A 12,635-nucleotide genomic window follows, 5' to 3' on the forward strand; every position below is an offset into this window, starting at 1 on the left:
GGGCTTCGCCCCGCAATCCCCCGTCCGCCCGATTCGTTTGTCTGTGGGTGGGTGGGTGGGTGGGTGGGGGCTGGGCGCGCGGTTCCCCGCGCCCCTGAAGGGGTGCCGGCGCACATCTTTCAGCCTGTCCGGCGTTTGAGGACGAGGCCGTTCAGGCCGATCGGGGGTTTGGGGGGCGAAGCCCCCGAGTGGGGATGATGGGGCCCCTGCTCGAGCGAAGCCGAGAGCCGGCGACGAAAAAGCCCGCCCTGTGATCAGGGCGGGCTGGGCGCTACGGGCTATGAGCCACAGGCGCGCGGCTACGGCAGCGTGAGGATCTCCGTACCGGTCTCCGTGACGACCAGCGTGTGCTCGAACTGCGCCGTCCGCCTGCGGTCCTTCGTCACGACGGTCCACCCGTCGTCCCACATGTCGTAGTCGTGAGTACCGAGCGTGAGCATCGGCTCGATCGTGAACGTCATCCCGGGCTGGATGACGGTCGTCGCGTGCGGGCTGTCGTAGTGCGGGATGATCAGTCCAGAGTGGAACGAGGAGTTGATCCCGTGCCCCGTGAAGTCCCGCACGACCCCGTATCCGAACCGCTTGGCGTACGACTCGATCACGCGGCCGATGACATTGATCTGGCGGCCCGGCTTGACCGCCTTGATCGCGCGGTCGAGGGACTCACGGGTCCGCTCGACGAGGAGCCTCGACTCGTCGTCCACGTCCCCGACCAGGTACGTCGCGTTGTTGTCGCCGTGGACGCCACCGATGTACGCCGTCACGTCGAGGTTGATGATGTCGCCGTCCCGCAGCACCGTGGAGTCGGGGATGCCGTGGCAGATGACCTCGTTGACCGAGGTGCACAGGGACTTGGGGAAACCGCGGTAACCGAGGGTGGACGGATAGGCGCCGTGGTCGCACATGTACGCGTGCGCGACCCGGTCCAGCTCGTCCGTCGTCACGCCCGGCGCGATGAGCTTCGCCGCCTCGGCCATCGCCTGCGCGGCGATCCGCCCGGCGATCCGCATCGCCTCGATGGTCTCGGGGGTCTGTACCTCCGGGCCGGTGTACGGCGTGGGGGAGGGCTTGCCCACGTACTCGGGGCGCCTGATGTTTCCCGGAACGGGACGGGTGGGAGAGAGCTCTCCTGGTACGAGCAGCGACTGGCCAGACATGCCAGCGAGTCTAACCAGCGGGCATGGGGGCACTATGTCCGTGGCGAAAGGAGCAGGTCATGGCCCTCTTCAAGAAGCGGACCGTAGGGAAGCCGGGCGAGTGGTACTACTGCCTCGTCCACCAGAAGGTGGAGGAGGGCCCCGAGTGCCCCGCGAAGGACCGCTTCGGCCCGTACACCACCCGTGAGGAGGCCGAACACGCGATGGAGACCGCCCAGGAGCGCAACCTCGAGTGGGAAACGGACCCCAAATGGCACGACGCGACGGGCCCGACCCCAGAGGACGACTGACGAGGCCCGCAGGGCACCGGGACACTGGGCGCGCCGGCCGACGGGCGCTGAGGGGCAGGGCCGGTCGGGCGCCGGGCGCTCAGGGCCGGTCGGGCGCCGGGCGCTGAGGGGCAGGGCCGGTCGGGCGCCGGGCGCTGAGGGGCAAGGCCGGTCGGGCGCCGGGCGCCGAAGCGCAGGTGCCCAGGCACCGAGCCGCCCGAGCCGCCCGGGCACCGAGGGGTTGGAGCAGCGCGCGCTGAGGCATCGAGAGGCGGGGCACCGGGCACCGAGGCGCCGGGTGCCCAGTCACCGGTGGCTCAGCCACCGGGACACCGGGACACCGGGACACCGGGACACCGGGACACCGGGACGCCGGGACGCCGGGACACCGGGACGCCGGGACACCGGGACACCGGGACACCGGGACACCGGGACACCGGGACGGCGTGAGGGCGTGAGGGCGCTGAGCCATAGTCGGCGCGCGGACCCGCGGGCGCCGACGGCGGCCGGCCCCCGCGGGCGACCCGCACCACCCGAGCGACCGTCACGGGTGGTGCGGGTGGGAGAGCACCGCCTCACCCCGAGCGGAGCGCATCCGTACCGCGTGCTCATTCGTCCGGACGTCGTATCTCATCAGCTGCGGCAGGCACCACGCCAACGCCCCCACCGCTCCCACGCAGATCACACCCCCGGCCCAGATCGACGCCCGCACCCCCGCCCAGGCCGCCGTTCCGCCCGCCCGTACCTGCCCCAGCTGGGGCCCGACGGAGTACGAGAGCAGCTCGATCCCGGCGAGTCGCCCCCGTAGCTCGTCCGGAATCGTCTGGTCCCACATCGCGCCCCGGAAGATCCCGCTCACCATGTCGAAACAGCCGCCGAGGACAAGGAAGAGCAGCACCAGCCACACGTTGTGCACGGCCCCGGCCCCCACCATCGCCAGCCCCCAGCACGCCGCCGCGAAAGCCACCATCCGCCCGTGCCGGTGCACACGCGAGGTCCACCCACTGGTCAGCGTCACCAGCATCGCCCCGGCGGGCAGCGCGGCGTACATCATTCCGAGCGACCACGCGGCGTGCAGCTCGTCGGCGAGGAACGGCAGCACCGCGAGCGGCATCGCGAAGAACATCGCGGCCAGGTCGATCACGTACGTGCCCAGGAGTTCCTTGCGGTTCCACGCGTACCGCGCGCCCTGAGCGATGGAGGCGAGCGACGGCTTCGCGGCCTCGTGCGCGGCCGGTGACGCGGCGAGTCCGACGATCAGTACGACCGACACCACGAAGGTCACCAGGTCCACGGCGTACGCCCAGCCGAGCCCGGCGTACGCGACCACGACGCCCGCGAGCGCCGGCCCCGCGACCCCGCCGACCGACCAGCGCAGGGAGTTGAGGGAGGCCGCGGCGGGCAGGTGCTCGTGCGCCACGATCCGGGGGACGAGCGAGTCAAGCGCGGGCCGCTGCACCGACCCGAGCGCGGAGGACAGCGCGGCGACCACGTACAGCGGCCACACCGCCGGACGCGGCATCAGCGCGTTGACGAGCAGACCGCCGCACAGCAGCCCCTGTCCGGCCTCCGTGTAAAGGATCAGCTTCCGTTTGTCGAGGGCGTCGGCGAGCGCCCCGCCGTACAGCCCGAACACGATCAGCGGTACGAGCTCCACGGCCCCGATCGCCCCCACGGCCACCGCCGACCCGGTCAGCACCTTCATCTGCACCGGCAGCGCGACGAAGGTCAGGAAGCTGCCGAAGTTGGTGATCAGCCCGGCCAGCCACAGCCGCCGGAAGTCGGCCGACGCCCGCCAGGGCGCGAGATCGGGCAGCAGCGACCGCAGTCGCGCACCGGCACCGGCGGCGGGTTCAGCGCGCGCGGGCAGCGCGGCGGGGGATACGGGGGCGTCGTCGGTCACGACGGCTCATGCTGAGCGGCCGCCCTCCGCGGCGGCAACTGCATTTCCGCCGCCCGGCCGCCCCGCCGTCGTCCCTCCCGTCACGTCACCGCCCGCCGTGTCCTACCACCGCGCCGCCGGCGGAGCCGTCAACTGGTCCGCGAGGCGGGAGAGCCGATCGCGGAACCGGCGCCGCCCCCGCGGGGAGGGCAGGGAGTTCTCCCCGGCCGCCGCGCTGACGAGGTGCTGCACGGTGTCGAGGTCGAGTTCCTGATCCGGCGGCACGGTCAGCGACTCGTGCGCCATCGCTCCCAGCTCCCGGTCACCGGCGTCGAGCGCGAGCACGGTCGCCCCGGCTCGCCGCGCGTCGTGGACCCGCTCCAGGAGCGGCGCCCCGGGTGCGGCGGGCGACACCACGAGCAGCGTCTCGCCGCGCCGCGCCGCCTCGATACGCCCGAGGCCCACGGCGAGATGGGCCGGGTCCGAGGCCCGCGCCCCGTGCCGCACCAGCGTCGGCGACAGCTCAGGCGTCCCCGACCAGGCCGCCTCGTCCACCAGGTGTGCGGCCAGGTGCCACGGCTCGTACTCCGCCGTGCCCACGAGGAGCAGCCCGCCCCCGTACGACACCACGGACCCCCTCAGGCCCTCCGCGAACCGCCGCGTGGCCCCCAACCACTCGGTTCCGGCGAGGACTTCGCGCAACAACGCGACCCGTACGGCATCCATGCGCACGCATCCTGCCGCAATCGACAACTGATCAGGCGGAGTTCACCATGAATTCGCCCAAGTGGGGCAGATCCCGGCGCATGACGGAAACAACCGGAACCACCACGGCAACATCCGCGGTCAGCAGCACCCCTTTCCACGCGGGCCGCGAAGGCTACGCGAGCTTCCGCATCCCGGCCGTGGTCGCCACCCGTACACCCACCGCACCCACCACCGTGCCCGGCCCCAGCATCACGCCCACCCCGTCTTTGCCCTGCTCGCCTTCTGCGAGGGCCGGGTGGACTCCGCCGCCGACCACGGCCACATCGACATCGTCCTGAAGCGGTCGACGGACGGCGGCCGCACCTGGGGCCCGCTCCAGGCCGTCGCCCGGAACGGGAACGATCTCGCCGGCAACCCCGCCCCCGTCGTCCTCGACACCGACCGGATCCTGCTCGTGCACATCCGCGCCGCCGCCGGCGCGACCGAGGACGCCATCCTGCGCGGCAGGGTGAAGCCCGCCGACGGGCGCCGCGTCTGGGTGCAGCACAGCGACGACGACGGCGTCACCTGGTCCGCCCCGAAGGAGATCACCGGGCAGGTGAAGAAGGCGGACTGGCGGTGGTACGCGACCACGCCCGGGCACGCCGTGCAGCTCGGCACCGGCCGGGTCGTCGTCCCCGGCAACCACACCCTGCCGCCCACCGGTTCGGACACCGGCACCGAGGCGAAGTACAACAGCGGCCACTGCCTGCTCAGCGACGACCGCGGCGAGACCTGGTCGCTCGGGTACATCGACGAGAACACCGACGGATACGTCAACGCCAACGAGACGACCGCCGCCGAACTCCCCGACGGGCGCGTCTACTTCAACACCCGCAACGACTCCCCGTCCCCCGGCGACCGCGCCGACGCCCACTCCACGGACGGCGGCAGAACCCTGCTCAAACCCTTCCGGCCACAGGCCGGCCTGGTCACCCCCGTCGTCCAGGGCAGTCTGCTCCAGCTCCGCGACCCGGACCTGCTGCTGTACTCGGGGCCCGCCGACCCCGCAGCCCGCGCCCTGATGACCGTCCGCGCCTCCGCCGACGGCGGCACCACCTGGCGGCCCGCGCACACGGTCGACGGACTGCCCGCCGCGTACTCCGACCTCGTCCGCGTCGACGCGACGACCGTGGGGCTCCTCCATGAGACGGGCGACTTCGGGCCGTACGAGACGATCACCTTCCGCCGTATCCCCGTGACGGCCCTCACCTGAGCACCCGAAGCCCCCGGGGCGGGAACCGCGCCACGTAAAGTCGGCCCATGACCTCTACTGACAGTGCACAGAAGGCCCCCGCGAAGGACCCCTGGGACCTTCCCGACGTGTCCGGACTCGTCGTCGGTGTGCTCGGCGGCACCGGCCCCCAGGGCAAGGGCCTGGCCTACCGGCTCGCCAGGGCAGGCCAGAAGGTGATCATCGGCTCGCGTGCCGCGGAACGCGCGCAGACCGCCGCCGAGGAGCTGGGCCACGGTGTCGAGGGTGCCGACAACGCCGAGTGCGCGCGGCGCAGCGACATCGTGATCGTCGCCGTACCGTGGGAGGGGCACGGCAAGACTCTGGAATCGCTGCGCGAGGAGCTGGCCGGCAAGCTCGTCGTCGACTGTGTCAATCCGCTGGGCTTCGACAAGAAGGGTGCCTACGCCCTGAAGCCGGAGGAAGGCAGCGCCGCCGAGCAGGCCGCCGCCCTGCTGCCGGACTCCCGGGTCGCGGCCGCCTTCCATCACCTGTCGGCCGTCCTTCTCCAGGACCCGGAGGTCGACGAGATCGACACCGATGTGATGGTCCTCGGCGAGGAGCGCGCGGACGTCGAGATCGTGCAGGCGCTGGCCGGCCGCATCCCCGGCATGCGCGGTGTCTTCGCCGGCCGGCTGCGCAACGCCCACCAGGTCGAGGCGCTGGTGGCGAACCTGATCTCCGTGAACCGCCGCTACAAGGCCCACGCCGGCCTCCGGGTGACGGACGTATAGCGGGCGCACGGGCATGGGGGACATGAGGGACACTGGACGCCGTACGACCTCGTTCGAACCGTCCCGACAGGAGCAGACCCCCCATGCCCCGCCTCGCGCTCTATGCCCTCACCGTCTGCGTCCTGTCCGTCGCCGCGGCCGTCGTCTCCTTCGTCCAGGGCAGCTGGCTGGGGATCGTGTGGGTGCTGCTGGCCGGACTGTCGTCCAACATGACCTGGTACTACGCGCGGCGCGGCCGGAGCGGGTCCTCGGTCAGCGGCTGATCGTGCAGTACCCGTTGACGCCGTCCCAGAAGCGGTACAGGTCCTGACCGCAGTAACGCTGGACGTCGTCGATGCCCAGGGCGCCCAGGATCGAGTAGATCGCGTCGAAGAACGCCGTGTTCACCGAGGGGATCCACAGCACCGCGAACACGGCGAGCAGGCCGAACGGTGCGAACGGCTCCACCTGGCGGCGGATGCTGTACGACAGCCAGGGCTCGATCACGCCGTAGCCGTCCAGGCCCGGGACCGGCAGGAGGTTCAGGATCGCGGCCGTGACCTGGAGCAGCGCGAGGAACGCCAGCGCGTAGCGGAAGGTGTCCGGGACGCCGTCCAGGGCGTGCAGCCAGAACGGCGCGGTGCACACGACGGCGAACAGCACGTTCGTCAGCGGACCCGCCGCCGAGATCAGGCTGTGCTTCCAGCGGCCCTGGATCCGGCCCCGCTCGATGAAGACCGCCCCGCCCGGCAGGCCGATCCCGCCCATGATCACGAAGATCACCGGCAGCACGATGCTCAGCAGCGCATGCGTGTACTTCAGGGGGTTGAGCGTCAGATAGCCCTTCGCGCCGATCGAGATGTCGCCGCTGTGCAGGGCGGTGCGCGCGTGCGCGTACTCGTGCAGGCACAGGGAGACGATCCACGCGGCCGTCACGAAGAGGAACACGGCGAAGCCGGGCTGGTCGGCGAAGCCGGTCCAGATCGCCCAGCCGGTCACCGCCATCACGGCCACGATCCCGAGGAAGACGGGGCTGATCCTCCGGTCGCTGCTGCGACGGGAAGCGGCGGTGGTCATGGGGCTCCTCGGACTGGGACGCATGGTGCTGGGCCTGCCCGACCGTACCGGGCTCACGGGGAAAACGTCTCGCGGCCGGTCATTGGTTCCGGAGAAGGTAGGGGCTGAGATCGTCACGCCACCGGAGACAATGGACCCCGTGCGCTACCGCATCCTTGGCACCACCCAGGCACTCCGCCCCGACGGCACGCCCGTCGTGCTCGGTGGGGCGCGGATGCGCGCCCTTTTGACCGTGCTCGCGCTGCGGCCCGGACGGACCGTGCCCGCGGCCGTTCTGGTGGACGAGGTGTGGGACGGTGATCCGCCCGCCGACGCACCGGGCGCGCTCCAGGCCCTGGTGGGACGGCTGCGCAGGGCGCTCGGGCCGCAGGTGGTGGACTCGGGGGACGGCGGCTACCGGCTGGCCGCGGGCGCCGACGACATCGACCTGTACCGTTTCGAGCGGCTCGCGGGGGAGGGCGCACGCGCGCTCGCCGACGGCGACCCCACGAAGGCGGCCGAGGCCCTCGAAGACGCCCTCGCCCTGTGGCGCGGCCCGGCCCTCGCGGACCTCCCGGACCGCGACGCCGAGTCGGCCCGCTGGGAGACCCGCCGTCTCGACGTACGGCGCGCCCGGTTCACGGCGGCCCTCGCCCTCGGCCATGCCGAACAGTCGCTGCCCGAGCTCACCGCCCTGTGCGACCTCCACCCTTTGGACGAGCCCCTGCACGTTCTGCGTCTGAGCGCCCTGCGTGACGCCGGCCGCTCCGCAGAGGCCCTCGCCGCGTACGAGTCCGTACGGGAGCTGCTGGCCGACCGTCTCGGCTCCGACCCCGGACCCGAACTGCGCGCCCTGCACGGGGAGTTGCTCAGTCCGTTCGACGGGGGCGGCGGGGCGCACGCCCAGGGACCGCGACCCGGCGCCGCGGGCCGGACCGGGAGCCGGACCGAGAGCCGGCCCGCACCGGCCGGGCCTGGCCGCTCCGCGCCCCCCGGCAACCTCCGCGCCCGGCTCACCTCCTTCGTCGGGCGGGCTGCGGACATCGACACGATCCGGGGGGATCTGGCGGCGGCCCGCCTCGTGACCTTGCTCGGGCCCGGTGGGGCCGGCAAGACGCGCCTGTCGCAGGAGGTGGCGGAGACCATGGCGGACACCGCGCCGGACGGGGTGTGGCTGGCCGAACTCGCGCCCGTCGACGACCCGGAGGCCGTGTCCGAGGCCGTGCTCACCGCCGTCGGAGCCCGCGAGACCGTGCTGCGCGGCGCCGGTGCCGAAGAGATGCGGGCCGCCGCCGACCGGCACGGCGACCCCCTGCAGCGGCTCGCCGAGCACTGCGCCAAGCGTCGCATGCTGATCGTCCTCGACAACTGCGAGCACGTCGTGGACGCCGCCGCGCGTCTCGTCGAGGAGTTGCTCGAACGGTGCCCGGGGCTGACGGTACTGGCCACCAGTCGCGAACCCCTCGGCGTACCGGGGGAGTTGCTGCGCCCCGTGGAGCCGCTGCCGGAGCCGTTCGCGCTGCGGCTGCTGGCCGACCGGGGGGCCGCCGCCCGCCCGGGTTTCCGGGTCGAGGACGACCCCGCGGCCGCCGCCGAGATCTGCCGCCGCCTCGACGGGCTGCCGCTCGCCATCGAACTCGCCGCCGCCCGGCTGCGGATGCTCACCCCGCGTCAGATCGCCGACCGGCTCGACGACCGGTTCCGCCTGCTGACCTCCGGCAGTCGTACCGTCCTGCCGCGCCAGCAGACCCTGCGCGCCGTCGTCGACTGGTCCTGGGACCTCCTCGACGAGGACGAGCGGGACGTGCTGGGGCGGCTGTCCGTCTTCGCGGGCGGCTGCGACCTCGCCGCAGCCGAGGCCGTCTGCGGACCGGCCGCCCTGGAAGCCCTCGGCTCGCTCGTCGACAAGTCCCTTGTGGTGGCCGCGCCTTGGGGGGACGGCGAGATGCGCTACCGGCTCCTGGAGACCGTCGGCGAGTACGCGGGAGAGCGGCTCGACGAGTCGGGGCAGCGCCCCGCCGCCGAGCGCGCCCACCTCACGCACTACCGCGAACTGGCCCGCACCACCGACCCCCGGCTGCGCGGCCTCGGCCAGCGCGCCGCCATCGAACGGCTGGAGACCGAGTCGGAGAACATCCGCGCCGCCCTCCAGCACGCCGTCGCCGCCCGCGACGAGCAGGAGGCGCTCTGCCTGGTCCTCTCCCTGGCCTGGTACTGGCAGATGCGCGATCTGCGGCTGATGGCCCGCCACTGGTCCCGCGAGGTCATGGCCCTCGGCCCGGACCCCTTCGACGAGCCCGTGCGGCCGGCCGCCCCGCTGCTGGAGAGCTGCACCGACACCCCGCCGCCGATGCGCCCCGAGGTCCTCGAAGAGGCCCGCCGCGGTGTCCACCTCGTCCATCTCTCCTGCATGGACATGGACATGACCGCCTGGGACACCCCGCAGGCCAAGCGGAAACTGGGTGTCATCAGCGAGACCTACCGCCCGGGCCAGCCGCAGACCTGCCGCACCCCCGGCAACCTCTGGTTCTACGCCGTGATCCTGACCGGCGACATCGAGCGGATGCGCTCCGTCATCGACGCGACCGTCCAGACCTGCCGCGAACTCGGCTACGAGTGGGAACTCGCCGTCTCCCTCCAGATGCGTGCCAACATCCTCGCCAACCGGGCCACCTGGGCGGGCGACGCGACCCGGGACGCCGACGAGGCACTGGAACTCTTCACCCGGCTCGGGGACGCCTGGGGCGCCGCCGAGGCCCTCTCCGCACGCGGTGAGGCCCACGAGCGCCGCGGCGAGTTCGAGCTCGCCGCCGCGGACTACACGGAGGCCATGACCCACGCCGAAGGGCTCGGCGCGCACGCCCAGACGGCTGTCCTGAGCACCCGGCTCGGCGGTGCGCTCATCGAGTCCGGCGACACCGAACGTGGCGAGCGGTTGCTCCGGGAGGTCCTGGAGCGCGGGGAGGGCGCCTACAACGAGGCCATGCCCGCCTCCCGGCTGTTCCTGTCGATGTGGCTGGGCCGCAGTGGCCGGGTCGCCGAGGCGCGCGAAGAGATGCGGTTGCTGCGCGCGAACTTCGAAGCGGTCACCTTCGTGGTCTTCGACGGCTTCGTGGTGGGCGTCGAGGCATGGCTGGACGCGCTCGAGGGGCTGCACGAGTCCGCCCTGGAGAAGGTGCGGCAGGCGCTGGCGCGGGCGGGCGACCCGTTGTCGCAGATCATCGCCCCGCACATGCCCTCCGCGCATCTGACCACCGCCGCCATCGCCCTCACCGGTCTGGACGGCGGCCGCCGTGTCCGCGACGCGGCCGTGCTGCTCGGGGCCGCCGACCATCTGCTGCCGCCCGGGCACTTCGTGGGCCCGATGGAGGACGAGGTGCGCGCACAGGCGGAGGCCGACGTACGGGCCGCGCTGGACGACGCGACGTACGAGGCCGCGTACGCCGAGGGCGGCGGGCTCTCCCTGGAGGAGGCCGCCGCCCTCGTATGACGCGGACCGGGGGTTGACGCGGACCGGGGTTTCCGTGGTCCCGCGAGCGAACGTCAGCTCTTGGTGCGGAACTTGTGGATCGCGATCGGTGCCATGACCAGGGTGAGCCCTGCCGTCCAGGCGAGGGTCACCCACAGACTGTGCGCGACCGGGCCGCCCACCATCAGGCCGCGCGTGGTGTCCGCGAGCGCGGACAGCGGGTTGTAGTCGGTGAAGTTCTGCAGCCAGCCGGGCATGGTCCGGGTCGGCGAGAAGATGGACGAGCCGAACTGCAGGGGCATCAGCACGAGGAAGCCCATCGCCTGCACGGACTGCGCGTTCTTCATCGTCACCCCGAGGACCAGGAAGATCCACATCAGGGACGAGCCGAAGAGGACGGAGAGCCCCACGGAGGCGAACAGACCTGGCCAGTTCGTGATGTCGAAGCCGACCAGCACGCCGACGATCAGGAGGATCGTCGTCGCGACGAGCATCCGCATCAGCTCCACCACGATCTTGGCGAAGAGCACGGAGCCCTGGCCGATCGGCAGGGTGCGGAAGCGGTCCATCACCCCCTTCTGGAAGTCCTCGTTGAAGCCGGTGCCGACGGCCGTGGCGATGTTCATCGCCGTCATCGCCATCAGACCGGGCACCACGTACTGCACGTACCTGTCCTGTCCGCCGCCGAGCGACTGCCCGATGGAGCCGCCGAAGACGTACACGAACAGCAGGGTGAAGACGACCGGCATCAGGACGGCGTCGAACATCGACTCCGGGTCCTGGCGGATCCACAGCAGGTTGCGGCGGACGAGCGCGCCGATGTGGCGCGCGTGCGCGCGGGGCGAGATACGGGGGTCGCCCTTCGCGGCGAGGGGGGCTTCGGCGACGGCGGTACTCATGCGGAGACCTCCTCGTAGACACGGGCGGGGGTCTCGTCCTGCGGGGCACTGGCCTTGTGGCCGGTGAGGGACAGGAACACCTCGTCCAGACTGGGCAGTTCGGTGGAGATGGAGCCGATCGTGATGCCGCGCGCGGTGACCGCGCCGACCACGGCGGTGAGCTGTTCGTCGCTGAGGATCGGGACCAGCACGGTGCCGGTCTCGGTGTCCACGACGGAGGCGGCGAGACCGGTGAGGCCCAGCTCGTCGAAGAGGGCGGCCAGCGGGCGCAGCTCCAGCGGGTCCACCGGGCGGATGCGCAGCGTGCGGCCGCCGACCCGGGCCTTCAGCTCGTCGATCCGGCCGCTGGCGATGACCTTGCCGCGGTCGATGACCGTCAGCTCGGAGGCCAGCTGCTCGGCCTCCTCCATGTACTGGGTGGTGAGCAGCACGGTGGCGCCGTCCGCGACCATCCGCTTGACCTCCTTCCACACCTCGTTGCGGGTGCGCGGGTCGAGCCCGGTGGTCGGCTCGTCCAGATAGAGGACGGACGGGTGGCCGATCATGGAGGCGGCGAGGTCGAGACGGCGGCGCATACCGCCGGAGTACGTCGATGCCGGACGCTTGGCCGCCTCGGTGAGCGAGAAGCGCTCAAGGAGTTCGTCGGCGCGCCGGCGGGCGTCCTTGCGGGGCAGGTCGAGCAGCCGCCCGATCATGTACAGGTTCTCCCAGCCGGGGAGCTTCTCGTCGACCGAGGCGTACTGACCGGTCAGGCCTATCACCCGGCGCAGCTGGCGGGGCTGCGTGAGCACGTCGTAGCCGGCGACGGTGGCCCGGCCGGCGTCGGGGGTGATGAGGGTGGACAGGATACGGACGAGGGTGGTCTTGCCGGCACCGTTGGGACCCAGCACCCCGAGGACGGTTCCCTCGCGGACGTCCAGGTCCACGCCGTCCAGAGCCTTGGTCTCGCCGTAGTGCTTGACCAGCCCCCGCACGGAGACGGCGCTGCGGGCGCCGCTGCCGGGGTTCTTGTCGATTCGCGTCATGCCCATCAAGGTGCCAGCGCCCACCGACAAACCGCCTACAGCTCGCCTACAGCGCCGTACGCTCACCGATATGTCGCCGACAGACGTTCGCGCGTATCACCGTGGTGCGCGCGCTTCGCGCACGCGACAGCCCGCCGACGGGGGAAATCGGCGGGCTGCTTGGTGCCGCAGTGGTTCAGTGACC

11 protein-coding genes are annotated in these 12,635 nt (G+C 72.1%); 5 read left to right on the top strand and 6 right to left on the bottom strand.

Translation table 11 applies throughout. From position 1 onward, the window contains the following. Positions 1-299 precede the first annotated feature (299 nt). Positions 300-1,157, bottom strand: coding sequence for a type I methionyl aminopeptidase (gene map, locus ABZ656_RS40105; protein ID WP_101405504.1), 858 nt, complete (start codon positions 1,155-1,157; stop codon positions 300-302). A 59-nt stretch (positions 1,158-1,216) separates the two neighbouring features. Between map and ABZ656_RS40110 the strand changes: the two genes are divergently transcribed. Next, entirely contained in the window at positions 1,217-1,447 is a 231-nt protein-coding gene (locus tag ABZ656_RS40110) for a hypothetical protein (protein ID WP_075026519.1), read from the top strand. Between the two features lie 523 nt (positions 1,448-1,970). Here ABZ656_RS40110 and ABZ656_RS40115 read toward each other — a convergent pair. Together ABZ656_RS40115 and ABZ656_RS40120 are read right to left on the bottom strand one after the other, a co-directional pair. Continuing rightward, positions 1,971-3,296 carry an MFS transporter gene (locus ABZ656_RS40115; RefSeq protein ID WP_360275099.1) on the bottom strand — a complete coding sequence of 442 codons (1,326 nt, stop codon included), beginning with the start codon at positions 3,294-3,296 and terminating at the stop codon, positions 1,971-1,973. Positions 3,297-3,431: 135 nt separating this feature from the next. Further along, positions 3,432-4,034, bottom strand: coding sequence for a hypothetical protein (locus ABZ656_RS40120; RefSeq protein ID WP_067363306.1), 603 nt, complete (start codon positions 4,032-4,034; stop codon positions 3,432-3,434). Between the two features lie 61 nt (positions 4,035-4,095). On the opposite strand from ABZ656_RS40120, the gene ABZ656_RS40125 reads away from it, so the two are divergent. The 3 genes from ABZ656_RS40125 to ABZ656_RS40135 all read left to right on the top strand — a co-directional run bounded on the left by ABZ656_RS40125 (position 4,096) and on the right by ABZ656_RS40135 (position 6,286). After that, positions 4,096-5,271: a sialidase family protein gene (locus tag ABZ656_RS40125; RefSeq protein ID WP_360275065.1), complete on the top strand. Its 1,176-nt coding sequence runs from the start codon at positions 4,096-4,098 to the stop codon at positions 5,269-5,271. A 47-nt stretch (positions 5,272-5,318) separates the two neighbouring features. Continuing rightward, positions 5,319-6,023, top strand: coding sequence for an NADPH-dependent F420 reductase (gene npdG, locus ABZ656_RS40130; RefSeq protein ID WP_101405506.1), 705 nt, complete (start codon positions 5,319-5,321; stop codon positions 6,021-6,023). Positions 6,024-6,106: 83 nt separating this feature from the next. Beyond that, positions 6,107-6,286: a hypothetical protein gene (locus ABZ656_RS40135; RefSeq protein WP_101405507.1), complete on the top strand. Its 180-nt coding sequence runs from the start codon at positions 6,107-6,109 to the stop codon at positions 6,284-6,286. Here the strand turns inward: ABZ656_RS40135 and ABZ656_RS40140 are convergent. Then, complete coding sequence (locus ABZ656_RS40140; protein ID WP_101405508.1) at positions 6,276-7,079, bottom strand: site-2 protease family protein; 804 nt, start codon at positions 7,077-7,079, stop codon at positions 6,276-6,278. The two genes, ABZ656_RS40135 and ABZ656_RS40140, sit on opposite strands and share 11 nt — an antisense overlap. 130 nt (positions 7,080-7,209) lie before the next feature. On the opposite strand from ABZ656_RS40140, the gene ABZ656_RS40145 reads away from it, so the two are divergent. After that, the gene (locus ABZ656_RS40145) at positions 7,210-10,548 is read left to right on the top strand and encodes a BTAD domain-containing putative transcriptional regulator (protein WP_360275070.1); all 3,339 of its coding nucleotides are present in this window, start codon (positions 7,210-7,212) and stop codon (positions 10,546-10,548) included. Between the two features lie 53 nt (positions 10,549-10,601). On the opposite strand, the gene ABZ656_RS40150 is transcribed toward ABZ656_RS40145, so the two are convergent. Continuing rightward, entirely contained in the window at positions 10,602-11,426 is an 825-nt protein-coding gene (locus ABZ656_RS40150; RefSeq protein ID WP_360275073.1) for an ABC transporter permease, read from the bottom strand. Next, positions 11,423-12,451: an ATP-binding cassette domain-containing protein gene (locus tag ABZ656_RS40155; protein WP_180362541.1), complete on the bottom strand. Its 1,029-nt coding sequence runs from the start codon at positions 12,449-12,451 to the stop codon at positions 11,423-11,425. The genes ABZ656_RS40150 and ABZ656_RS40155 overlap by 4 nt, the downstream gene beginning before the upstream one ends. Between the last annotated feature and the right edge of the window lie 184 nt (positions 12,452-12,635).

This window comes from Streptomyces sp. NPDC007095 (assembly GCF_040634475.1).
Taxonomy (GTDB): Bacteria; Actinomycetota; Actinomycetes; order Streptomycetales; family Streptomycetaceae; genus Streptomyces.

What these genes read in the sequence shown, in the direction of transcription:
- map (WP_101405504.1), bottom strand. Translation starts at nt 1,157, where the DNA reads ATGTCTGGCCAGTCGCTGCTCGTACCAGGAGAGCTCTCTCCCACCCGT.
- ABZ656_RS40110 (WP_075026519.1), top strand. Translation starts at nt 1,217, where the DNA reads ATGGCCCTCTTCAAGAAGCGGACCGTAGGGAAGCCGGGCGAGTGGTAC.
- ABZ656_RS40120 (WP_067363306.1), bottom strand. Translation starts at nt 4,034, where the DNA reads ATGGATGCCGTACGGGTCGCGTTGTTGCGCGAAGTCCTCGCCGGAACC.
- npdG (WP_101405506.1), top strand. Translation starts at nt 5,319, where the DNA reads ATGACCTCTACTGACAGTGCACAGAAGGCCCCCGCGAAGGACCCCTGG.
- ABZ656_RS40135 (WP_101405507.1), top strand. Translation starts at nt 6,107, where the DNA reads ATGCCCCGCCTCGCGCTCTATGCCCTCACCGTCTGCGTCCTGTCCGTC.
- ABZ656_RS40140 (WP_101405508.1), bottom strand. Translation starts at nt 7,079, where the DNA reads ATGACCACCGCCGCTTCCCGTCGCAGCAGCGACCGGAGGATCAGCCCC.
- ABZ656_RS40145 (WP_360275070.1), top strand. Translation starts at nt 7,210, where the DNA reads ATGGACCCCGTGCGCTACCGCATCCTTGGCACCACCCAGGCACTCCGC.
- ABZ656_RS40150 (WP_360275073.1), bottom strand. Translation starts at nt 11,426, where the DNA reads ATGAGTACCGCCGTCGCCGAAGCCCCCCTCGCCGCGAAGGGCGACCCC.
- ABZ656_RS40155 (WP_180362541.1), bottom strand. Translation starts at nt 12,451, where the DNA reads ATGACGCGAATCGACAAGAACCCCGGCAGCGGCGCCCGCAGCGCCGTC.